General features: G+C 72.0%; 17 protein-coding genes. 8 read left to right on the top strand and 9 right to left on the bottom strand.

Annotation, left to right across the window (positions count from 1 at the left end):
- Positions 1–53: 53 nt before the first annotated feature.
- From CD790_RS16285 to CD790_RS16325, 9 genes are all read right to left on the bottom strand, one after another.
- Positions 54–2570 (bottom strand): FtsX-like permease family protein, encoded by a 2517-nt coding sequence (locus CD790_RS16285; protein WP_144383948.1) that lies wholly within the window; start codon positions 2568–2570, stop codon positions 54–56.
- Positions 2570–3268, bottom strand: coding sequence for an ABC transporter ATP-binding protein (locus CD790_RS16290; protein ID WP_144383949.1), 699 nt, complete (start codon positions 3266–3268; stop codon positions 2570–2572). The genes CD790_RS16285 and CD790_RS16290 overlap by 1 nt, the downstream gene beginning before the upstream one ends.
- 117 nt (positions 3269–3385) lie before the next feature.
- On the bottom strand, positions 3386–4930 hold the full coding sequence (locus CD790_RS16295) for a class I adenylate-forming enzyme family protein (protein WP_144383950.1): 1545 nt from the start codon (positions 4928–4930) through the stop codon (positions 3386–3388).
- A 206-nt stretch (positions 4931–5136) separates the two neighbouring features.
- The gene (locus CD790_RS16300) at positions 5137–6105 is read right to left on the bottom strand and encodes an ornithine cyclodeaminase family protein (protein ID WP_144383951.1); all 969 of its coding nucleotides are present in this window, start codon (positions 6103–6105) and stop codon (positions 5137–5139) included.
- Complete coding sequence (locus tag CD790_RS16305; RefSeq protein ID WP_144383952.1) at positions 6099–7370, bottom strand: DegT/DnrJ/EryC1/StrS aminotransferase family protein; 1272 nt, start codon at positions 7368–7370, stop codon at positions 6099–6101. Before CD790_RS16305 ends, CD790_RS16300 begins: the two co-directional genes overlap by 7 nt.
- 14 nt (positions 7371–7384) lie before the next feature.
- Positions 7385–8761, bottom strand: a complete 1377-nt coding sequence (locus CD790_RS16310) for a cation:dicarboxylate symporter family transporter (RefSeq protein ID WP_144383953.1) — start codon at positions 8759–8761, stop codon at positions 7385–7387.
- Between the two features lie 4 nt (positions 8762–8765).
- Positions 8766–9365 carry an NADPH-dependent FMN reductase gene (locus CD790_RS16315; protein WP_186319050.1) on the bottom strand — a complete coding sequence of 200 codons (600 nt, stop codon included), beginning with the start codon at positions 9363–9365 and terminating at the stop codon, positions 8766–8768.
- Between the two features lie 283 nt (positions 9366–9648).
- The gene (locus CD790_RS16320; RefSeq protein WP_144383955.1) at positions 9649–10356 is read right to left on the bottom strand and encodes a helix-turn-helix transcriptional regulator; all 708 of its coding nucleotides are present in this window, start codon (positions 10354–10356) and stop codon (positions 9649–9651) included.
- A 112-nt stretch (positions 10357–10468) separates the two neighbouring features.
- Complete coding sequence (locus CD790_RS16325) at positions 10469–11779, bottom strand: cation:dicarboxylate symporter family transporter (RefSeq protein WP_186319051.1); 1311 nt, start codon at positions 11777–11779, stop codon at positions 10469–10471.
- 269 nt (positions 11780–12048) lie between these two features.
- On the opposite strand from CD790_RS16325, the gene CD790_RS16330 reads away from it, so the two are divergent.
- The 8 genes from CD790_RS16330 to CD790_RS16370 all read left to right on the top strand — a co-directional run bounded on the left by CD790_RS16330 (position 12049) and on the right by CD790_RS16370 (position 23682).
- Complete coding sequence (locus CD790_RS16330) at positions 12049–12729, top strand: response regulator transcription factor (protein ID WP_144383957.1); 681 nt, start codon at positions 12049–12051, stop codon at positions 12727–12729.
- Between the two features lie 11 nt (positions 12730–12740).
- Positions 12741–14165 (top strand): HAMP domain-containing sensor histidine kinase, encoded by a 1425-nt coding sequence (locus tag CD790_RS16335; protein ID WP_144383958.1) that lies wholly within the window; start codon positions 12741–12743, stop codon positions 14163–14165.
- Positions 14166–14282: 117 nt separating this feature from the next.
- Positions 14283–14930, top strand: a complete 648-nt coding sequence (locus tag CD790_RS36610; protein ID WP_313956514.1) for a helix-turn-helix transcriptional regulator — start codon at positions 14283–14285, stop codon at positions 14928–14930.
- Positions 14931–15117: 187 nt separating this feature from the next.
- Complete coding sequence (locus tag CD790_RS16350; RefSeq protein WP_144383959.1) at positions 15118–15825, top strand: succinate dehydrogenase; 708 nt, start codon at positions 15118–15120, stop codon at positions 15823–15825.
- Between the two features lie 2 nt (positions 15826–15827).
- Entirely contained in the window at positions 15828–17786 is a 1959-nt protein-coding gene (locus tag CD790_RS16355; protein ID WP_144383960.1) for a fumarate reductase/succinate dehydrogenase flavoprotein subunit, read from the top strand.
- Complete coding sequence (locus CD790_RS16360; RefSeq protein WP_144383961.1) at positions 17783–18529, top strand: succinate dehydrogenase/fumarate reductase iron-sulfur subunit; 747 nt, start codon at positions 17783–17785, stop codon at positions 18527–18529. The genes CD790_RS16355 and CD790_RS16360 overlap by 4 nt, the downstream gene beginning before the upstream one ends.
- Positions 18530–18820: 291 nt before the next feature.
- Positions 18821–22216 carry a LodA/GoxA family CTQ-dependent oxidase gene (locus CD790_RS16365; protein WP_144383962.1) on the top strand — a complete coding sequence of 1132 codons (3396 nt, stop codon included), beginning with the start codon at positions 18821–18823 and terminating at the stop codon, positions 22214–22216.
- Positions 22213–23682 (top strand): NAD(P)/FAD-dependent oxidoreductase, encoded by a 1470-nt coding sequence (locus CD790_RS16370; RefSeq protein ID WP_144383963.1) that lies wholly within the window; start codon positions 22213–22215, stop codon positions 23680–23682. Before CD790_RS16365 ends, CD790_RS16370 begins: the two co-directional genes overlap by 4 nt.
- The last annotated feature ends 7 nt before the right edge of the window (positions 23683–23689 follow it).

The following is a 23689-nucleotide window of genomic DNA, read 5'->3' on the forward strand; positions in this document are numbered from 1 at the left end:
CCGGGATACGGCCGATGGTGTGGGTGTGTGTCGTCGCCACCGCGGCGTCCGGGCTACTCCTCGGCCAGCAGCGCGCGCAGCGGCGGGTTGGCCCGGCGGGGGCCCGCCACCGCCAGGGCGAGCAGCATGCAGACCACCACGAGGGGCAGGCTGGCCACGCTGAGCAGCAGCGGCACGGTGATCCCCGGCAGCAGGCCGCTCTGGCCGGCCTGGGCGTCGAGCATGCCCGGGATGGCGAGGCAGCCGACGGGCAGCGCCACGATCCAGGCGCAGCCCGCGACGACCAGCGATTCGCCGACCAGTTGCCGGGTGACGGCCTTGCGGGTGGCGCCGGCGAGTCGCAGCAGGGCCAGCGCCCGCTGCCGCTCCGCCAGGCCGGAGGCGAGGGTGGCGCCGCCGACGAGGACGGCGAGGATGAACATCACCCAGGCGAACGCCTCGAAGGAGCTGACCAGTCGGGCGGTGATGCCCGCGAAGGCGTCGCGCATCTCGGTGCGGGTGAGCACCTCGGCCCGCGGGTAGCGGTCGGCGAGCTTCTTCTCCAGGGCGGCCTTGACCTGTCCCTGGTCCGCCCCCTCCCTGACGCCGATGTAGTACTCGTAGACGCCCTGGGCGGCGGTGAGTTCGCGGTAGAGCCGGGTACCGGCGACGATCATGCCGCCGTCGGAGGCGGAGTCCTCCAGCACCGCGGCCACCTTCACCTCGCGGTGTCCGGTGGGCAGCGGCAGCTCCATGGTGTCGCCGACGCCGAGGTCCCGGGTGCGGGCGTAGTTGGTGGAGATGACGATCTCGTCCGTGTCGAGCTTGGTGACGAAGTCCTTCTCGCCCTCGACCACCGTGAGGTCGGTGGTCCGGTCGATGTCGGACTCGCCCCAGTTCCACACCTGCACCTTGCGGCCGTCGAGGCCGACGCTGGCGTAGGTGAAGGAGGTCACCGCCTCGACGCCGTCGACCTTCCGCAGCTCCTGCTCCAGGGCGAGCGGGAACTTCTCGTTCTGGAGGTTCTGTCCGACCTCGGCGGCCTGGACGTACAGCTCGCCCTGGGTCCAGCGCTGCACCGAGCCGGCGACCTCGTCCTTGATGCTGCTGGCGGTGCCGGCCATGGCCACCGAGGTCACCACGGCGACGGTGAAGGTGATGGAGAGCGCGGCGTTGCGCTTCCAGCCGAGCTGGAGTTGGCGGCCGACGGCCAGGCGCACCGGGCCCGGCTCGCCGCGGCGCAGCAGCGCGCCGGCCAGCACCGGCAGCACCACGCTGAGCAGGGCCGCGCCGAGGAAGAGGAAGACCAGGCTGGTCGAGGTGACCATCTCGCCGCCCACCGCCACCAGGGCCACGCCGACGGCGAGCGAGACCAGACCGGCGATCAGCGGCCGCCGCACCCCGCCCGGGGTCATGGACACCTGGTCGCGGCCGGTGACCGCCTCGATGGGGGTGATCCTGGTGAACCGGCGGACGCCGGAGAGCCAGGCGGCGGCGAACATCACCACCGTGGCGACGAACGCCCCGGCCGCCGGCCACTGCCAGGGCAGCCCCGGGGTGACGGCCTGCTGGGTCAGATCGGTGATCTGGCGGGTGAACGAGCCGAGCAGGGAGCCCACCCAGATGCCGAGCGCCGCGCCGATGACATAGGTGCCGAGCAGCAGCGGCACCATCACCATGGCCGAGCCGACCATGAGGTGTCCGGTGCGCACACCCAACAGTCGCAGTCTGGCGAGGGTGGTGCGGGCGTCGTCCAGGGCGAGGCGCCAGGTGAGGAAGAGCACCACGGCGGCGGTGAGCACGGCGATGGCCGCGAACATGCCCAGGATGGTGAGCGAGGTGCGGAACGTCTTGCCGTAGCCGGAGAGCAACTCGTCGGGGCGCTTGACGTCGGCCGCGCCGTCGACGGCACGCTCGGCGGCGGCCACCACCTCAGCGCGGTCCCGCTGTCCCGGGTCGAGCAGCAGCACATCGCTGTGGGTGCCGCGGTCGAAGGCGGTGGCGACGGTGGGCAGCGGCGCGATGACCATCGCCCCGCGGTTGGCGACCTGCCCGTCGAGCAGCCCGGCCACCTTCCATCGCTGGACGCCCTGGGGGGAGGTGACACGGACGGTGTCGCCCTCGCCCAGGTCGTGGTCCTCGGCCCAGTCCGCGGAGAGGAGGACCTGGTCGGCGGCGAGCTCGGTGCGGCCGATCTGCTCGGCGAGCCGCTCGTCGGTGAGGCCGCCGAGGGCGTCGTCGACGCCGAAGACGATGACCGGGTCGGTCGAGTCGCCCTCGCCGGTGGCCGCGCGGGTGCTGATCACCAGGGCGCGGGAGCCCTTGACCCCGGTCTCCCGCTCGGTGCGGTCGACCACGTCCCGCGTCATGCCGCCGGGGGCGCGCGCCTCGACCGCGACGACCTCGTCGCGGACGCCGCTGATGGAGGCGCCCTTGATGGCGTCCAGCACCGAGGCCGAGATCAGCAGCATGGCGGTGGTCAGCAGCACGCCGCCGATGCCGGCCGCGATGGCGGCGACCATCCGGGCGGGGCGCTGCCGCCAGCTGCGGCTGAGGGAGCGGGCGACCAGGCGGTGTGGATCGAGCGCCATCACGCCGTCCTCTCGGTGGCGACCACCTGGCCGTCGGCGAGGGTGATGACGGTGTCCGCGCCGGCGGCGAGGTCCCGGTCGTGGGTGATGATCAGTCCGGCGGCGCCGGTGGTGCTGACGAGCTTGTGGAAGATCTCCTGCACCTGGCGGCCGTTCTCCTCGTCGAGGGCTCCGGTCGGTTCGTCGGCGAAGACGATGGCGGGCTGGACGACGCAGGCCCGGGCGACGGCGGCGCGCTGCGCCTCACCGCCGGAGACCTGACCGGGCCACTGCTTGGCGCGGTGCGACAAGCCCACCTCGGACAGCATCTCGCGGGCCTGCTGGAGCGCGTCGCTCAGCTTGGTGCCGCCCATGACGAGGGGGGCCGCCACGTTCTCCTCGATGGTGAAGGACGGGATGAGGTTGTCCTTCTGGAGTACGAAGCCGATCTCCCGGGCCCGCATCGCGGCGGCCTCGGCCTCGCCGAGCCGGGACAGGTCCCGGCCCAGCAGCGTCACCGTGCCGGAGGTGGGGCGGTCCAACCCCGACAGCACGTTGGCCAGCGTGGACTTGCCGCTGCCGCTCCTGCCCACGATGGCGACGAACTCCCCCGCGGACACCTCGAGGCTGCAGCCCTTGAGGACCTCCACGGCGGAATCCCCGCTGACGAACTCGCGCCGCACCTTCTCGGCACGCAGCACTACCCTGTTTTCAGCCATGCTCGGCAGACCACCCCAGTTGATGTGAACGGATGTCGGCAAGAAGTGACGGGGCCGCGAGGTGCGGCCGGGGGGAACCGGATTCGGTGACCGCGCGGACGGTCGAGGGAGCGCGGATCAGCCGTTCAGCCGGTGTCGGAGGACTTCTCGCCGCACCTTTCCGGTGGCCGTCCGCGGAATCTCGTGCCAGGCCACGAAGCGGGGTGGCGCGAGGGACGGCAGATCACGCGTGGCCGCGAGCCACAGCTCTTCGGTGACGGGTGCGGTGGACCGGCTGACGAGGACGGGCACGAGTCGTCCGTCCGTCTCCATGATGACCACCTCGGCCAACTCCGGTACGCGGTCGAGGAGTACGTCCTCCAGCGCGATGCCGCTGGTCGCCCCGGACAGCCGCTCGACCTGTCGGTCGTGCAGCCGCAGGGTCCCCGTCGCGGTCCGCGCGCCCCAGTCGCCGGAGTCCCACCAACCGCCCTCGAAGAGGTTCTCCGTGAAGCGCTCGGGGAAATTCAGATATCCGGCGAAGCGACCCTTGGAACGGACCTGGATTCGGCCGCTTTCGCCGCGTGGAAGTCGGTTTCCCTGCTCGTCGACGACTCGGATGCGGCTGTATCCGGGAATGGCCCGGCCGACGCGGTGGCCGGCCAGTTCGGCGCCGACCGTGTTTCGGGAACGGCCGGTCTTCCGGGTGCGGATACGAAAGGCTATGGGCCCGAGTTCCGATTGCGCGTATACCTCGGTGAACATCGCGAGACGGCGTCGGGAACCATTCAGCAGGGCGTCGACCGTTCGCGGGTGCATCGCGTCGAAGGTGCCCAGGAACATGCGCACCGAGGACATCGCCCCCTCGGCCGCCAGGCCCTCCCAGGTGATGTAGCTGTTCGGGTGCGTCTCCAGGTATTCCGGCCGCCAGCGCTCCAGTTGGGCGCCGACGCTGTCGCTTTCCTCGGAGGCGAGCAGCAGCAGCGAGTGGCGCAGTCGCAGGGCGCTGAGAATTCCGGAGAGGGTGCGGACGTGCACCGGGGAGATGGCCGCGGCGAGATACCCGGAGAGGAACATCGGCCGCAGCATCCGGGTCTGGATGGCGGACTGCTGGTAGAAGCTGTTCCGGGTGTGCACGACCAGCTTGGGCACGCCGGTGGTGCCGGAGGTGTGGGTGACCAGGTAGGGCTGGTCCGGGGCGAGTTCCACGCCGTGCGGGGGCGGCTCGGCCGACCCTCCGGCCACCGCCGAGACGGCGTCCTCCCAGATCAGCCGGGTCGCTCCCGGTGTCAGGGGGTCCGGGAAGTCGGCCTCGCGAGCCTCGGCGATCAGCAGGTGCAGCGGGCCGGTGACCGGCTCCAGCGCGGCGTGGGCGGTCGGCGCGTCCAGCCGGGCGCTCAGCAGCACGGGCACCGCGCCGAGCGCGGTGAGACCGGCGAAGGCCACCAGGACGTCCAGCGGCTTCTCCAGCCGTACGACACAGCGGTCGCCCGAGCGAACGCCTCGCTCCGCCGCCGTCCGCGCGAATCGTCGGGCGGCCTCGGCGACATCTCCGGGATGGACCTGTCCGTCCTTGACGGTGACGGCGGCCGATTCGTGGTCCACGGCCCAGGGGCGCTTGGCGGCACGGCCGGCGGCGTCGAGTTGCGCGAACAACAGGTCGGCGGAGCGTGGCGAATGCATGGCTTATGTGTCCCCTCAACCTCGGAAGTGACTTGCGTCGATGAGGCGGTAGCGAGGTGACGCATACTTCCGGGCGCCGGTGAGGCGGGACAATCTCTTGTCAGCAAGACGACAGCGGGGTGTCCTCCTGCGGCCAGTCGGTGGTCCGGCGGCCGTCCGGTCATTCTAGATTTACGGCCGGACGAACCCCGGAGATTTCAGCATTCCTATTCGAACGGAATCGACTGCCCGGCGTTCCGGGCCACGGCGAGCCGATAGAGGAGATCACACGTGAACGCGTCCTCGATCGGCACGCCCACGGACTTGAAGAGGGTTGTCTCGCCGGGCGACCGGCGCCCCGGACGACGTCCCGCGAGCACCTCCCCCAAGGTGGACATGGGGGGATCCGCCGGGAGGGCGCCCTCCGCGATGGGGATCAGGATGTCCCCGGCCTCGCGCAGCACCGCGGCGGCGGACTCCACGAACAGGCTGGATCTCGCCACCAGGCGCGAGGGCAGTTCCCGGCGCGTGGCGCCGTAGGCGCCCACGGCGCTGAGGTGCACCCCCTCCCGCGCCACCGCGGAGTCCTCGAACAGCGGCTCCGGCGAGGTGGTCACCGTGCAGATCACGTCCGCGTCCCGCACGGCGGCGTCGACGCTCTCCAGCACCTCGACCGCGAGGCCCCGCTCCCGGGCCCACGCGGCCAGCTTCCGGGCCCTGCGCGGATCGCGGCTGTGCAGCCGTACGGAGTCCCAGGGCCGGATCCCCGCCAGCCCCTCCAGGTGCCCCCGGCCCTGCACCCCGGCGCCGATGACGGTCAGCACCCGGGCGTCGGGTCTGGCCAGGAGGTCGGTGGCGCAGACGGTCACCGCGGCGGTGCGCAGTTCGGTGACCGCGGTGGCGTCGAGCACCGCCACCGGGCGGCCGGTCGCCGCGTCGAAGAGCGTCACCAGCCCCTGGACGCTGGGGAGTCGTAGCTCCGGCGGGTTGTCGAAGAGGCTGATCAGCTTCACCGAGAGGGTGTTGGAGTGCACCGCGGGCATCAGCAGCAGCTCGCCCGCGTCGGTCCGCACCGAGCTGCGGGCGAACTCCGTGGCCCCGTCGCCGCCCGCGGTGAAGGCCGCGCCGATCTCCGCGGCGAGTTCGGAGACCGACAGCAGCTCCCGGACGGCCCGCGCGTCGAGGATCCTCAGCACAGCGCCGCCCGCAGCGCGTCACCGAGCAGCTCGCAGAGCAGATCGACCTGCTTGTCGCTGAGACCGGGGTGGCAGGGCAGGTTCATCTGCTCATCGAACCAGAGCCGTTCGGCGGTGGGGCACTCCCCGTAGCGATGCCCGCGCGAACGCCACTCGGGCGTCAGGTGGAGCGGGAAGTAGCGGATCGGGACCTGCACCCCGCGCTCGGCCAGCTCGTGGATCAGCCGCTCCCGGCTGAGCCGTTCGGGGGCGCGCACGAAGAAGGTGAAGAGGTGCTGGGACTGCTCGACCCCGTCCGGCTCGGTGACCGCGGCGACCAGGCCCGGGTAGTCGGCGAGCACCTCGCGGAGCCGCTGGGCGATCATCCGCCGGCGGGCCACGAAGTCGGGCAGGGAGCGCAGTTGGGCCACGCCCACGGCCGCCGCCGCCTCGCTGAGCGTGGCGTTGGTGCCGTGGCGGAGCAGGGCGACGCAGTCGTGGGTGTACGAGTGTCCCGGGTAGAGCGCGCCGGGCAGTGGCTCCCGCGAGGTGCCGAAGCGGTGGTCGCGCGCCACGAAGACGGCGTCCGCCTCGTTGCCGCGCAGCCGCTCGATCCGGTCGACCCAGTCGTCGTTGGCGAAGGTGAGCATGCCGCCCTCGCCGAGCGTGGTGATGTTCTTGCTCGAGTGGAAGCTGAAGCAGCCGATGTCGGCGAGGGAGCCGGGGCGGCGGCCGTGGTAGCTGCTGCCCAGCGCGTGGGCGGAGTCCTCGATCACCAGGATGCCGCGCTCCCGGGCCAGCTCCATGACGGCGTCCATCTCCGCCGGGAGCCCGCCGTAGTGCACCAGGATGACGGCGCGGGTCTTGTCGTTCAGCAGCTTGCGCAGGCTCTCCGGGTCGAGGTTGAGGGTGTCGTCCTTGACGTCGCAGAACCGGACCCGGACCTCGGGGTACTGGAGCAGCGGCTGGATGGTCGCCTGGTAGGTCTGCGGCGTGACGACGACCTCGTCCCCGGGCCGCAGGTCCAGGAGGTGGATGGCGAGCTCCAGGGCCACCGTCCCGCTGGTGACGCTCATCGCGTGCCGGGCGCCCACATAGGCGCGGAAGTCGTCCTCGAAGCGGGTGCGCCACGCGCCGCCGGAGAGGGTCTCGCCCGAGCTGATGACCTGGGTCACCGCCTCGATCTCGGCGGGCCCCAGCGTGCTGCCGAAGGGGAGGTAGGGCACCCGGTAGTCCCGGAGGTTCTGTCGGAACGCCGCTATCTTCGGAATGTCTTGGCCGGTCATGGTACTCCCAACAGTCATCGAACAGCCGCCGTCGGGGCCGGCGCCCCGCGGTCGTCGCCGTCATCGGCCGGCGCCCCGTGGCCGTCGTCCACCAGCGTGGTCTCGTCGAACGGCAGCCGGCCGGCCAGCACCTCGGCGGCCCGCTCCCGGTCGATCTCCTTGGTCCAGGTGCCGATCAGCACCGTGGCGACCGCGTTGCCCGCGAAGTTGGTCAGGGCGCGCGCCTCGCTCATGAAGCGGTCGACACCGACGATCAGGCCGACGCCGTCGACCAGTTCGGGGCGGTGCGACTGCAGACCGCCGGCCAGGGTGGCCAGGCCCGAGCCGGTGACGCCCGCGGCCCCCTTCGAGGCGATGATCATGAAGGCGAGCAGTGAGACCTGCTGGCCCAGCGAGAGCGGTTGGCCCAGCGCCTCGGCGACGAAGAGCGAGGCCATGGTCAGGTAGATCGCGGTGCCGTCGAGGTTGAAGGAGTAGCCGGTCGGAACGGTGATGCCGGCCACCGGCCGGCTCACCCCCAGGTGCTCCATCTTGGCGATCAGCCGCGGCAGCGCCGGCTCCGAGGAGGAGGTGGACAGGATCAGCAGGAACTCCCGCGCCAGGTACTTCAACAGCGCGAGGATGCTGATCCCGGCGACGAGGCGGAGCACCGTGCCGAGCACCACGAAGACGAACAGCAGGCAGGTGACGTAGAAGCCGACCATGATGACGGCCAGCGACTTCAGGGCGTCCGCCCCGGTCTCGCCGACCACCGCCGCGATCGCGCCGAACGCGCCGACCGGCGCCACCCACATGATCATGGCGAGCACGCGGAAGACCAGCCGCTGGATGTGGCCGATGCCGGTCAGCACCGGCCGGCCCGCCTTCCCCATGGCCTGGAGCGCGAAGCCGACGAGCAGCGCGACCAGCAGGGTCTGCAGCACCTCGCCCGCGGTGAAGGCGGAGACCAGGGTGGTGGGGATGATGCCGAGCAGGAAGTCCGTGGTGGACTCGCCGCCCTTCTTCGCCTGGGCCTCTCCCGCGTGCCGCGCCGACTCGGTCAGCTCCAGCCCGCTGCCGGGCTCCAGCACGTTGCCGACCAGCAGTCCGATGGCGAGCGCGACGGTCGACATCGTCAGGAAGTACAGCAGCGCCAGGCCGCCGACCGCGCCGACCTTGGCCGCCTTGCGGACCGAGCCGACGCCGATCACGATCGTGCAGAAGATGACCGGGGAGATCATCATCTTGATGAGGTTCACAAAGCCGGTGCCGACCGGCTTCAGCTCCACCGCCGCGTCGGGCGCGGCGAAGCCGAGCGCGATGCCCAGCACCACCGCCACGATGACGGCGATGTAGAGGTAGTGCGTTCTGTCCCGTCTGACGCGGTCGTCCCGCGCCGCCGTTCCGCTCATCCCGTCACTCCCACGCGGTTCCGATGCCGACGGCGTCACCGGCGGCGAGCTGCCGGGTGACCGCGACCAGGGAGCGGCACAGGACGTCGAGTCGGCCCCGCGCCGCCGGGGCGGCGAGCAGCCGTCGCCCGTCCCCCGTTCGCTCGAAGTCGCCGGGCACAGTGACGAGTTGCTCCGGTACGGCCACTCCCTTGAGGGCCCGCACCACCGTCCGCAGCGCGTCGCAGACCTGGACCGCGGTCAGGTTCTCCCCGTGGGCGAGCAGCCCGACGGGCTTGCCGGCCATCTCATGGCCGTCCAGGTGGTCCAGGGCGTTCTTCAGGGCTCCGGAGTAGGAGCCGTGGTACGTGGGCGACGCCAGTACGAAGGCGTCCGCCCGGGCGGCCATCGGCGAGAGCTGGCGCGCCAGGGGGTCGGCGTACAGCTCCGGACGGCCGTGGCAGGAGGCGTCGACGATCGGCAGCGGGCGCGCGGCCAGATCCCACACCAGCGGCTCGGCGCCCAGTTCGGTCAGCACCCCGGCGGCGGCGCCGATGACGGCCGCCGTGTGCGAGCGTGGGCTCGGGCTGCCGCCGAGCAGCAGCACTACGGGACGGCCGGTCATGCCGACCCCCCGGGGAGGGCGCCGCGGATCCACCGCGGAACCTGACCAGCCGTCAGCCGGTGCCATCGCTTGGCCTGCATCAACGCCTCACCTTTCGCCCGTACTGCGGGGTAACGGAGCACAGGCCCACGATTGCCGGGCGACGCCGTCAGCTGAAGGAGCTTGTCCGCTGGACGACGCCCCCTGTCCCAATCCGGCGGCGGGACCCACCGAGGCGTGTACGGCGCGGACCGTCGGTCCGCGCCGTACACGCCTCGGTGGTCATGGCTCCTCCCGGCCCGGGTCAGCCGCGCCAGTCACCGGTGCCGAACCAGCCCAGGCGGGTCGCCAGCGCCCCGGCCTCGAACCTGCTGCGCGCGTTGAGCTCCCGCATCAGCTTGGCGACGGTCCTGCTCACGGTGCGCTTGGAGACGTCGAGTCGATGGGCGATCTGCTCGTCGGTGAGGCCGCGGGCGAGCATGCGCAGCACATCCAGCGACTGGTCGTCGTCCGGGGACCAGCTCTCCACGGCCAGCGGCGTCGAGCCCTCCCACAGGCCGAGGAAGAGATAGTGCAGCATGCTGACGGTGTCCGGGCAGCGGGAGACGCTCACCGAGTCCTCTCCCCGGGGCGCGCCCCGACCGGGTTCCGCGACCACCGCGGAGGTGGCGTCGTCGACCAGCGCCATGGTGACCGGTACCTCCGCGGCGGTGCGCACCTGAATTCCCGAACGGGCCTGCCACAGCACGTACTCCACGATCGCGGGGTGGGACAGCAGGCGCTCGTCCCAGATGACGGAGATCCGCACCCAGCGCCGCAGCAGGCTCATCAACATGCCTGCCTCGCGGCGGAGTTCGTCCTGGCGCGGCATGGACTCCGAGCGCACCATCACGATTTCACGCCGCGCGGTGGACAACGTGGAATGCAAAGAGGGGTTGTGGGGTCGCGGTGGCCGCACCTCCGCGTTTTCCCGGTGGTCGATGGACTGGACTGCGAGCGTGGTCACGGTCATGCCTTGTTTCCTTTTCCACTAATTCACGTGGAGCGACGTGCAGGTGGGGGTAAGGAGCGAGACGCGCAATTCTGGGGGATGTCCAGAGAGGGAAACCGGCGGACGGCGGAGCCTATTTTCCGTCGGAGATGCGGATTTCCACGACCGAGGGATCGTCCTCGGGTCGGTCCAGCTCCGCGGGGCGCTGTGCCGAGAGGGTGTGGTTGAGCCGGTCCAGGTCGAGTTGGCCGGCCCACCGGGTGATGACGAGGGTCGCCACGCTGTTGCCGATGAGGTTGGTGACGGCCCGGGCCTCGGACATGATCCGGTCGATCCCGATGAGCAGGGCCACGCCGGCCATGGGCACCGACTGGGTCACCGAGATCGTCGCGATGAGGGTGAGCAGCCCGGAGCCGGTCACTCCCACCGCGCTCTTCGAGACGATCATCGCGATGGCCAGGAAGAGCAGTTGGTCTCCGAGGGAGAGCCCGCTTCCGCTGGTCACCGCGACGAACATGGCCGCCATGGTGAGGTAGAGGCAGGTGCCGATCAGGTGCAGCGAGTAGCCGCCGGCCAGCACCGGGGCGCTGGTGCCGCGCGGCGCCCCGGCCAGCTCCAGCTTGCGCAGCACGCGCGGGAAGACCGGGCCCGAGGAGGAGGTGCCGATGACGACCAGGAGCTCATGGCGCAGATAGCGCACCAGCCGCAGCAGCGAGAAGCCGTTGGCCCTGGCCAGCAGCCCGAGCCCGAGGAAGATCACCGCCGCGCAGGTGAGGTAGAAGGCACTGATCAGGCAGGCCAGTCCACCCAGCGGTACGACGCCGATCTGGCTGGCCGTGTACGCGGCGCCGCCGAAGGCCGCCGCCGGCGCCCCGGCGACCACGATCCGCACCATGCAGAACAGGATGTGGCTGCCCCGGTTGATCAGGTCCAGCACGGGCGCGCCGCGCCGCCCCGCCATCACCAGGGCCACCCCGGTGAGCGCGGCCACCACCAGGGTGTGCAGCATGTTTCCGCCGATCACGGCGGAGGAGAAGCTGTGCGGCACCACCGCGTCCAGGCTGAGTGAGCCGTTGCCGAAGCTCTCCGCCTGTCGTCGCAGCGAGTCCAGCTTGTCGACGTCCGGCCCCGGATCGGTGGCGGGGATCGGCAGCCGGCCCAGCAGATTGCCGACCAGCAGTCCGATGACGAGCGCCAGCGTCGTGGCCGCCTCGAAGTAGAGGACGGCCTTCAGCGACAGGCTGCTCAGCAGGCGCCGGCCGCCCAGGGAGGCCAGCCCGCCGGCCACCGTGGTGAAGATGACCGGGCCGATGAGCATCGTCATCAGTGAGATGAAGGCGTCGGCCAGGAAGCGCATCCGCTCCCCCGCCTCCGGGGCGACGGCCCCGAATACGACACCGAGTCCTAACCCGCACATCGTCCAGAAGGTCAAAGTGCGGTGCATGGGACGGCCAGGCGGTCCCTTCGCCATGTTTCGCATACCCCCGTATCGCGACGAAGCCGGGGCGTGCCACTCCGTCGTTCATCCGCCCCGGATCACCACTGAGCCTAGGCAGGCTCTGCAAAATCACGGCTCCCGTACCTACAGAGTTGTGTTAAGCGTATGTAAGATCACCGACACGACAGTGGGAGCAACGTTTCTTCGAAAACCGGACGTACGGGGACGTCCGCGACGACACACACATGCGCTGATCGCCGGGGGATGACAGCCATATGAGGGTCCTGCTTGTGGAGGACGACGTCGAAGTCGCCGACGCACTGACCGAGGGACTCCAGCAGTACGGATGGACCGTGGACCATGTCTCCACCGGAGCCGCGGCCCTCCGCAGACACGAGTGCGGCGACATCGTGCTGCTCGACCTCAACCTGCCCGACATGGACGGCCTTGAGGTGTGCCGCGGGCTGCGCGCCATGTGCGCGGTGCCGATCATCGCCGTCACCGCGCGCTCCGACGAGATGGACAAGGTCCTGGGGCTGCGGCTGGGGGCCGACGACTACATCGTCAAGCCCTACCGACTCCAGGAGTTACTCGCACGGATGGCCGCGGTGATGCGCCGCACCGGGACGCGGCCGGCCCCGGCCGAGCCGGTGAACCCGGTCCTCACCCGGGGCCGGCTCACCATCGACCCGGCCCAGCGCACCGTGTCGCTGGACGGCCGGCCCGTCATCCTCACCCGCAAGGAGTTCGAGCTGCTGGTGCTGTTGGCCGGCACGCCGGGCCGGGTCTTCCTGCGCGAGCAGTTGCTGGACGCCGTATGGAATCAGCAGTGGGCGGGGAGCTCCCGCACCCTGGACACCCATGTGGCCGCGCTGCGCCGCAAGCTCGGCTCCACGAAGTGGATCAAGACGACGCGCGGGGTGGGCTTCAGCTTCCAGCCGCAGCCCGCGCCCTGAGGCCCGGGTCGATGCGGCAGATCTACTCCATCGTCCAGTGCCTCCTGATCGGCACGGTGCTGACGGCCCTGGTGGTCCCGCTCGGCTATCTCTACGCCGAGCACGCCAACCGGGCCGCCACCGACCGGCTCCGCGACAGCGCCGACGCCATGGCCACGCCGCTCTCGCACGCCATGACCAACGGCGACGCGGCGGCCGTGGACCGGCTGCTCGTCGAGTTCGCGGCGGCGCAGCGGCTGGAGGTCTCGGTGCGCTGGCCCGACGGCAGGGTGCGCGGCTCGGCGGTCGACACCGACGGCCACGCCCGCGCCTTCACCGCGTCCACCTGGGAGGGCGGCGTGCCGGAGGGACAGCTGGTCGAGCGGCCGCTGCCGCCGGTCGGCGGCCGCCTCTCCGTCGAGGCGCCGCTGAGCGTGGACGGCGCCGGCTCGGGGGTGCTGCTGCTCCGGCAGTCGGCGACGGAGCTGCGCAGCCGCATCCTGACGGTGTGGATCACCCTGGGGCTGCTGCTCCCCTTCGGCGTCGCCCTCTGCGCCCTGCCGACGCTGGTCCTGCGCCGGCGTACGCTGCGCGACCTGGACCGGATCGGCGACACCGTGCGGGCCCTGGCCGACGGCGAGTTCCACGCCCGGACCGCGGAGCACTGCGAGGGGGACGCCCTCAAGGAGTTGGCCGCCGAGGTCAACCGACTGGCCGCGGTCATCCAGTCGATGATGGAGGACCGGCGCAGCTTCCTGGCCGACGTCGCCCATCAGCTGCGCAACCCGATGGTGGCGCTGCGGCTGCGGCTCGAGAACCTGGGCCCCCATCTGCCGGACACGGCGGCCGAGCGGCACGAGCGGCTGCTCGCCGACGTGGACCGGCTGGACCGCACGCTCACCGAGATGCTGGAGCACGCCCGCTCCCACCCGGCCGACCGCTCCACCCAGGTGGTGGAGGTGTGCGGGCTGGTGGAGGAGTGCGTACGCGGCTGGGCCTCGGTCGCCGAACAGCGCGCCATCCGGATGACGCTGGAGATGCCGCGGCACGCCTGGGGGCTGACCCGGCCCGGTGCGGTGGAGCAGGCGCTGAACGTCCTGCTGGACAACGCCCTGAAGTACTCGCCCGAGGGCGGCGTCGTGGAGATCGCCATCACGGTGGCCGGCCCCCGGCTGCGGATCCGGGTCCGGGACGAGGGACCGGGGCTGCCGGACTCCGAGCGGGAGGCGGCGCTGGAACGCGGCTGGACCCGCGGCCCGTTCCCCAGCACCGGCATCGGGCTGTCGATCGCGGTCAAGCTCATCGAGTCCGCCGGCGGTCGGCTGGAGTTGCGCTCCGGGGAGGGGCGTGGGCTGAGCGCGCTGCTGCATCTGGTGGGCGCGCTGCCGGGGGACGAGGGAGACGAGGAACCGGGCCGGTCGGCCGCGGTGTCCGCTTCTGGCCCCGGCATGGCGTGAACCGGTCAACGCGCCGTTCCGCGGGGCGGTGCACCGGTTTTCATGCCGTACCGGCCGTCGGCCGACCTCCTCGGAGGCGGTAGCGCCGGGTTCGTTTCCGCTCAGAGGGGGACTGACATGGTTTCGATCACCGCCGACTCCAGACCGCTGCCGGGGGCCGTCGAACTCGCCGAGGCGACCCGGCGGTTCCTGGCGGAGGGGACCGGCGAGGTGTTCTGCTACTGGAACTACACCTCGTCCGAGGATCCGCTGCTGGACGTGTTGCGCGGGGCCGGCAGCCGGCTGTGGGACCGCGAGGGCGGGGTGCGGATCGTGCTGCCGCACGGCACCCGCGGCGTACCGGACATCGCCGAGCACGTGGCCTGGCAGCAGGACCACGGCGTCCAGGTGCGCTACAGCTCCCGGCTGCCGCCCGGCGCGATGGTGCTCACCGAGGGCGGGGCGATCCTCACCACCGGACTGCAGCCCGACTCCACCTATGTGCTGGTATCCGACCCCCACGTGCGACCCGCGTTCGGCGCCCTGGCACAGTTGCTCTGGCAGCGCGCGGAGATCCCTCCGGATCAGCGGAAGGACGCGCCCAGCGAGGCCGAGCGGCAGATGCTCCGGATGCTCATGCAGGGGCTGACGGACAGCGCGGTCGCCCGCCAGCTGGGCATGTCGGACCGCACGGTCCGCCGGGTGGTGGCCCAGCTGATGGAGCGGCTGGGCGCCCAGAGCCGCTTCGAGGCGGGGGTGCGGGCGGTCGAGCGCGGCTGGATCTGAGCCGCGGGCGGGCCGCGCGCCGTACGAGCCGCGGCCCGCGCCGGGCTCCGGCCGGCGCCCGGAGGGGCGCCGGGGCGCCGGAGCGGAGGGCACACGACGCCCCACCGATGTCGATAGGGCCAGGCTATCGAGAGCATCGGTTTAATATCTTGGATCTTTCGACCCACCTGGGCCTACCGTCGTGTTCATGGCATTGGCAACGCGGACGGACCGACGGCCGTCCATGGCGCGTACCTTCTGGGACTCGACCGTCGGCAAGAAGATCGTGATGGGTGTGACCGGCCTGATCATGATCGGGTACCTGGTCGTCCATATGGTCGCGAACGCGAAGATCTTCTTCGGCGCGGAGGAGTTCAACGCCTACGGGCACTGGCTGCGCGTCATGGGAGCGCCGGTCCTCCACCACGAGTGGGGCCTCTGGGGAGCCCGGGTCATCCTGCTGACCTCGGTGATCCTGCACGGTGTGTCCGCGTACCAGCTCAGCAAGCGAGACATCAAGGCACGCCCGGAGCGTTACGTCCACAAGAAGGCGCGGATGAGCTACGCCACCCGCACCATGCGCTGGGGCGGCGTGATCCTGGGTCTGTTCATCGTCTGGCACGTCCTGGACCTCACCGCGGGCACCGTGCACTCCGGCGGGTTCGAGGAGGGCCGTCCGTACCAGAACGTCGTGGACACCTTCTCCACCTGGTACGGGAACGTCATCTACATCACGGCCATGCTGGCCATGGGCATGCACGTCCGGCACGGCTTCTGGAGCGCCGCCCAGACCCTCGGCGCGGGCAGCAAGACCCGTGACCGCGCGCTGAAGGCCATCGCCAACGGCCTGGCGCTCGTTCTCACCGTCGGGTTCATCTCCGTGCCCGTGGGTGTCATGACCGGAGTGGTGGAGTGACCATGAGCACATCCCGCGAGTACACCGACTACCTCGTCGGCGAGCCGATCAAGGACGAGCGGGCCCCGTCCGGCCCGGTCAACGAGCGCTGGGACACCCACCGCTTCAACGCCAAGCTGGTCAACCCCGCCAACCGCCGCAAGCACACCATCATCGTCGTGGGCACCGGCCTGGCCGGTGGCGCCGCCGGCGCCACCCTGGCCGAACAGGGCTACCACGTGGTGCAGTTCTGCTACCAGGACTCGCCGCGCCGCGCCCACTCGATCGCCGCCCAGGGCGGCATCAACGCCGCCAAGAACTACCGCAACGACGGCGACTCGATCCACCGGCTGTTCTACGACACCGTCAAGGGCGGCGACTTCCGCGCCCGCGAGTCCAACGTGCACCGCCTGGCCCAGATCTCGGTGGAGATCATCGACCAGTGCGTGGCCCAGGGTGTGCCGTTCGCCCGCGAGTACGGCGGTCTGCTGGACACCCGTTCCTTCGGTGGTGTGCAGGTCTCCCGCACCTTCTACGCCCGCGGCCAGACGGGCCAGCAGCTGCTGCTCGGCGCCTACCAGGCGCTCTCCCGCCAGATCGCGGCGGGCAACGTGGAGCTGCACGCCCGCACCGAGATGCTGGACCTGATCGTCGTCGACGGCCGCGCCCGCGGCATCGTCGCCCGCGACCTGGTGACCGGCGAGATCTCCACCTACTTCGCGGACGCGGTGGTGCTGGCCAGCGGCGGCTACGGCAACGTCTTCTACCTGTCGACGAACGCCATGAACTCCAACGCGACCGCCATCTGGCGGGCGCACCGGCGCGGCGCCTACTTCGCCAACCCGTGCTTCACCCAGATCCACCCGACCTGCATCCCGCGCTCCGGCGACCACCAGTCGAAGCTGACCCTGATGAGCGAGTCGCTCCGCAACGACGGCCGCATCTGGGTGCCCAAGGCCAAGGGCGACAACCGTCCGCCGGCCGAGATCCCCGAGGACGAGCGCGACTACTACCTGGAGCGGATCTACCCCTCCTTCGGCAACCTGGTGCCGCGCGACATCGCCTCCCGGGCCGCGAAGAACGTCTGCGACGAGGGTCGCGGCGTCGGCCCCGGCGGGCAGGGCGTCTACCTCGACTTCGCCGACGCCATCAAGCGCATGGGCCGTAAGAAGGTCGAGGAGAAGTACGGCAACCTCTTCGACATGTACGCGCGGATCACGGCGGAGAACCCGTACGAGGTCCCGATGCGCATCTACCCCGCCATCCACTACACGATGGGCGGGCTGTGGGTCGACTACGACCTCCAGACCACCGTGCCGGGGCTGTTCGCGATCGGCGAGGCGAACTTCTCCGACCACGGCGCCAACCGACTCGGTGCCTCCGCGCTGATGCAGGGCCTGGCCGACGGCTACTTCGTGCTGCCGTCGACCATCAACGACTACCTGGCCCGCAACCCGCACAAGGACGAGGTCGACGCCTCGCACCCGGCCGCCGTGGAGGTCGTGCGCGAGACCGAGGACCGGCTGGCCCGGCTGCTGGCCGTCGACGGCGACCGCACCCCCGACTCCTTCCACCGGGAGATCGGCGAGCTGGTGTGGGAGTTCTGCGGCATGGCCCGCACCGACGAGGGGCTGCGCAAGGCCCTGGACCGCATCCCGCAGATCCGTGAGGAGTTCTGGCGCCGGATCAAGGTCCCGGGCACCGGCGAGGAGTTCAACCAGTCGCTGGAGAAGGCCAACCGGATCGTCGACTATCTGGAGCTGGCCGAGCTCATGTGCCTGGACGCCCTGCACCGCGAGGAGTCCTGCGGCGGCCACTTCCGCGAGGAGTCGCAGACCCCCGACGGCGAGGCGGCCCGTAAGGACGACGAGTTCTCCTACGCCGCTGCCTGGGAGTTCACCGAGACCGGTGCGGCCCCCGTGCTCCACAAGGAGCAGCTGATCTTCGAGTACGTCCACCCCACTCAGCGGAGCTACGCATGAAGCTCACCCTGCGCGTCTGGCGCCAGAAGAACGCCGACACACCCGGCGCCATGGCCACCTACGAGCTCGACGACGTCTCCCCGGACATGTCGTTCCTGGAGATGCTCGACATCCTCAACGAGGAGCTCACCCTCAAGGGCGAGGAGCCGGTGGCCTTCGACCACGACTGCCGCGAGGGCATCTGCGGCGCGTGCAGCCTGGTCATCAACGGTGACGCCCACGGCCCCGAGCGCACCACCACCTGCCAGCTCCACATGCGGTCCTTCCAGGACGGCGACACCATCGACATCGAGCCGTGGCGCGCCGCCGCGTTCCCGGTGATCAAGGACCTGGTGGTGGACCGCACCGCGTTCGACCGCATCATCCAGTCCGGCGGCTACATCAGCGCCCCGACCGGCTCCGCCCCGGAGGCGCACGCCACCCCGGTGCCCAAGCCGGACGCGGACTTCGCCTTCGAGCACGCCGAGTGCATCGGCTGCGGCGCCTGCGTGGCGGCCTGCCCCAACGGCGCGGCGATGCTCTTCACCTCGGCGAAGGTCAACCACCTCAATGTGCTGCCCCAGGGCGCTCCCGAGCGGGAGACCCGGGTGCTGGACATGGTCGCCCAGATGGACGCCGAGGGCTTCGGCGGCTGCACCCTGACCGGCGAGTGCGCCACGGCGTGCCCCAAGGGCATCCCGCTGGTCTCCATCACCGCGATGAACAAGGAGTGGCTGCGCGCGACCCGCAAGGTCAAGCGCTGACCCACCCCTCCCAGGACGGCACCCCCTCGACAACGCTCCGTGGACGGGGTGTCCCGGCGGCGGAGGTCCCCCGGACGCAACCTCCGCCGCCGTTCGGCCGGCTGAACCCTCGGTTCAGCCGGCCGCCGGCGTTTCGGGCCAGGTCCGTCGGCGGACGCCGAGGAGGGACGGGCGGGGGCGAGGTCCGTCGGCGGACCCCGAGGGGGCGGGGCGGGCCGGCTGCCGCGCGCCGCTGCTCCGCGCAGGTGACGGTCCGTGTATCCGACCCTTCGGTGCCGCAGCCTGGTCCTCGTGAACCCTGACGACGTGGTGCGCTGCGAGATCCACCCGACCATCGGCATCGCGCGCGTGGGCGACAGCCCCACCGCCTTCTTCGTCGGCCCCGAACGGCCGGGGGTGCCGCCCCAGCCGGACGGCGGCTTCAAGGACGCCGCGGGGCGGGTGAAGCGCCAGGCGGCCCGGTTCCGGGTCTACGGCTACGACGCGGACGGGAACGTCCTGGGCGAGCTGACGGCCGAGACCGCCGAGATCTCCTGGACGGTCGAGCTCGCCAACGCCAAGGCCGAGTGGTTCCGGTTCCTGGGTCGCTACCAGGAGCCGCCGGCGGACGAGCCACGTCTGCGGCGCAACCAGCACATCCCGGTCGACGACCCGCGGGCGCGCGCGGAGCTGGTGATCAAGCCGGGCCCGCGCACCGTCACCGGTCCCGGCCAGGACGGCTCCGGGGCCCGGTTCGACACCGGCACCTTCCTGGGCATCCCGGTGCCGCTGGGCGAGCTGCGCACCGACGACCGCGGGCGGCTGCTGGTGCTGGGCGGCTTCGGCCGCTCGGGCGCGAGCGAGCCGGAACGGGCGATCACGCACTACGCCAACAACGACTACTGGTACGACGACGTCTCGGACGGCCCGGTCACCGCGACGGTCACGCTGCGCGGCGCGGACGGGCCGCGGCGGCTCGACGCGCGGTCCGCCTGGGTGATCGTCGGCCCGCCGGACTTCTCGCCGCACACCACCAACCTCGTCACCCTCTGGGACGTGATCGCCGAGGCCCAGGGGCTGGAGCCGCACGGCCCGGGGGACGAGGTCTCCTTCACCCGCCACGTCCACCCGATCCTGAGCCGCCTCTCCGACCACCAGTGGGTCAACGCCGCGGCCCTGCGCGGCCACGGCACCGGTGAGGCCGGTGACTTCACCGCGCCGCGGCTGCTGGCGCGCCTCGCCTCGGCCGACCCGGCGCACCGGGAGCTGCGCCGGGCCGTGTTCCGGCGGCTGCGCGGTCCGGGCCAGAGCGTGGCCGAGGCCACCTCCGAGTTCATGCCGCAGCTCGCCGGCGACGACGGGGACCCGGTGGACGGCAGGCCGCGACGCTGGATGGCGCTGCCGCCCGGCCGGTACGAGCGGATGCGCCGCTGGGCCGAGGGCGAGTTCACCGCCGACTGGCCGGGCACGGCCCCCGCCCCGGGGGAGCCGGCGCCGGCCGAGGAGCCTCGGGCCCTGCTGCGGGCCGCCCTGGAGGCATGCTCCGGCGGGCCCTTCTACCCCGGCATCGAGACCACGTACGTCGTCCAGCGCCCGGAGAGCTTCGACGGCCCGTTCCACCTGGGTCCGGGCTTCGCGGCGGGCGATCTGACCAAGTACATGGCGGTCCCCTGGCAGGCCGACTTCTACGAGTGCCACACCCACTGGTGGCCGGCGCAGCGGCCCGACGACGTCTATCCCGAGTCCCACTTCCTGGCGCTGCTCCAGGGCGCCGGGGACTCCCCGCCGGGCGCGACCGCGCCGCTCTCCTACCGGCAGCCGTGGGCGCGCGGGGTCGGCGAGCAGGTGGTCCACAAGCCGAGGCTGCCCCGGGGTGCCGGCGAGAGCGACACGGCGTACGAGCAGCGGATGGCGGAGGAGTGGCGGCGGGTCCGCGAGCACGCCGGCGACAACGACATGGTCCGGCAGTGGAGCCGGTTGGGCTTCGTGGTTCCCCGCCGGGCGCCGGACGGCGGTCGGGTGCTGGTCGAGACCGAGCGCGCCGCGCACGTCGGGCTCAGCGACCGCGAGTGGTTCTACACCCTGCAGCACCCGGACCGCTTCCCCGAGCAGGTCGCGGCCTCGCGGGAGTATGTGCGCAAGGTCCTCGCCGACGCGGTCGCCGTCCAGCACAGCCCGCGGACCCCGCTGACCCAGCGGCCGTTCCGCTACACCCGGGAGAACCTGGAGGAGCGGCTGGACCTGATCTACACCCGGCTGGCCCAGAAGGCGGACGCCTACGATCCGCGGCGGGAGAGGTTCTCGCCCACCCGGGCGTCGATCGTCGAAAGGCTGCGCCAGATGGCGCCGTTCAACCTGCTCGACGGCGTCTGGCTGCGCCACATCACCGAGGCCAGGCCGATCGACGACATCCACGCCCTGCTCTTCACCATCTGGAAGGAGGAGGTCGGCGACGGCAACCCCGCGCTGAACCACTCGGCGCTCTACCAGGGGCTGCTCCACCAGTTGGGGGTCTTCCTGCCACCGGTCGACAGCCACGCCTTCGCGCGGCGGCCGGAGCTGCTCGACTCGGCGTTCACGGTGCCCGCCTTCGCACTGGCGATCTCACTGCACCCCGAGGAGTTCTTCCCCGAGCTGCTGGGCATGACGCTCTGGCTGGAGTGGGAGGTGCTCGACGTCGTCCCCACGGCGGAGCTGCTGGACCATCACGGGATCGACTCGCGCTTCTTCCGCATGCACATCGGCATCGACAACGCGGCGCACGGGCACGGCGCGCTCGCCCGCGACGCCATCGTCCTCCACCTCGACGAGCAGCACGCCAGCGGGGGCGACGAGGCCGTGCAGCGGCAGTGGCAGCGCGTCTGGAACGGGTACATCGCCTTCCAGACGACCGGGAACCTCGGCGAGGACCTGTTCACCCTGTTGCACCGACCGCCCGAGGTCGAGCAGCGGCTGATCGAGATGATCAAGGCCAAGGCGCCCTGGGCCGCGCGCAACCACGAGCGCAAGCGGCTCGGCGGCAGCTATCTCAACGACTGGTTCGCCGACCCGAAGGGCCTGCTGACGGCGCTGGGCGGTTCGGAGTGGGTCACCCCGGGGGACGCCGGCCGCAGCCGGCTCTTCGAGCTGTTCGCCTGGAACGGCCCGATGTACCGGGTGTTCACCGAGGCGGAGACCGCACTGTGGCGGGAGTGGATCGACTCGCTCGCCCGGGAGCGGCCGGTACCGCGCTCGCTCTCCCCGCTGGAGTCGATGGTCGCGCTGACCGATGTGCTGCGCGCCCGACCGGACGGGCTCTCCGCCAACGGGAACACGATGGTCGGCCCGCAGCCGGGCAACCCCGGTCATCTGGTGGAGCGCCCGGCCGCGTGGTGGTCGCTCCAGCCCACGGAGGTGCTGCTCGCCGCCGTCGCGCACCCGGCCAACCGGGGCGGGTCGGAGGCGGCCGGCGGCGGCACGGCCCGTACCGCACGCCGGACGGAGTTCCTCCGGGAGCTGTTCGGCCCGGTCGACCAGGCGGGGCTCGCGGCGGAGCTGCCGGTCGACTCGTCCCCCGCGGAGATCGTCGACGCCTGGGTCGAGGCCGGCTGCCCGCTGCCCGACGCCCAGCCGCCGGAGGTCCGGGTGAGCCTGTCGACGCCCCAGCCGGTGAGCGAGCCCGACAGCCCGCTGCGGCTTCGCGTCCACGGCATGGGCGGGGTCCATTGACGGACGCCGGCGGGGGCGGGCCGGAGCCCGTCGCCGAGCGTGACGACGCCGTGGACACCGTGGACGTCGTGGTCGCGGGGGCCGGGCCGGCCGGCGCGGCGACCGCGCTCGCGCTGGCCCGGGCCGGGGCCGCGGTGGTGCTGGTCGACCCCGGTCCCCGGGACGACATGTCCGTGGGCGACTCCCTTCCGGACGACACCCTCCCCCTGGGCGACGCCTTCCCGGGCGCCTCCCTCGTGGGCGACTGCCTCCCGGGCGACTTCCTCGTGGGCGGTCGACGGCCTCCGCGGTCCGCGCGACCCGCTTCCCCGCGGATCGGGGAGAGCCTGCCGCCCGCGGCCCGCGTCCCGCTGGCGCGGCTCGGCGTCCTGGAGGCGGTGCTGCGGGACGGTCACGCCCCCTGTCACGGCCACCGCTCCGCCTGGGGTCACTCCGACCTCGCCGACTCCACCTTCCTCCAGGGCCCCTACGGCCCCGGCTGGCATCTGGACCGCGACCGCTTCGACGCCTCGCTGCGCCGGGCCGCCCTCGCGGCCGGCGCCCGGCTCCGACGGGGCGGCGTCAGCGGGCTGGCGCGCGTCGACGACCGCTGGCGGGTGACGCTCTCCACGGGCACGGGCACGGGCACGGGCGGGGCGGCCGCGTACCCGGGGCGCGGTCCGGACCGCGCCGTCCGTCCATTGCCGGGCGCCGAGACGCGCGTCCTCCACGCCTCCTACGTCGTGGACGCCACCGGTGCCCGCGCCCGCGTCGCGCGGCGGCTCGGCGCGCGGGTGCTGGCCACCGACCATCTGGTGGCGGTGGGCGCGCTGCTGCCGGCGGCCGACGGGTCTGACGGGGGCGGCGGATCTGGCGGGAGCGGCGGATCTCAGGGCGGCGGCGCGTCTCACGGGGGCGGCGCGACCGGTCGCTCCGGCGAGGAGCGGACCTCCCTGGTGGAGTCCGTGCCGTACGGCTGGTGGTACACGGCTCCGCTGCCACGCGGCCGTCGCGTGGTCATGGCGGTCACCGACGCGGACCTGGCGCGCCCCGCCGGGCTGCGGACCGCGCCGGGGTGGTGGGGCGCCCTGCGCGCCACCCGACACGTCGCGGACCTGCTGGTCGGGCACGGTGGGCGGGTGGAGCGCACCGTACTGAGCGCCGGGACCAGCCGCACGGTGCCGGCCGCCGGACCCGGCTGGGTGGCCGTCGGCGACGCGGCGAGCGCCACCGATCCACTCGCGGTCCGCGGGATCACCGCCGCGCTGGCGACGGGGCTCGCGGCCGCCGCGGCGATCGCCGCGGACGCGGCCGGCGACCGGGCCGCCCTCCCCCGCTACGCCCGCGTCGTCGACGCCGTGCACACCGAGTTCCTGCACGCGCGTGCCGCCTACTACCAGGCGGAACGCCGCTGGGACGGCCCGTTCTGGCGGCGCCGCTCGGGGCCGCCCCCGCCCCTCCTTGACACCGCCGGGCACCGAGCGTAAATCGAGA

Source organism: Streptomyces sp. SAJ15, from assembly GCF_007595705.1.
Lineage (GTDB): Bacteria > Actinomycetota > Actinomycetes > Streptomycetales > Streptomycetaceae > Streptomyces.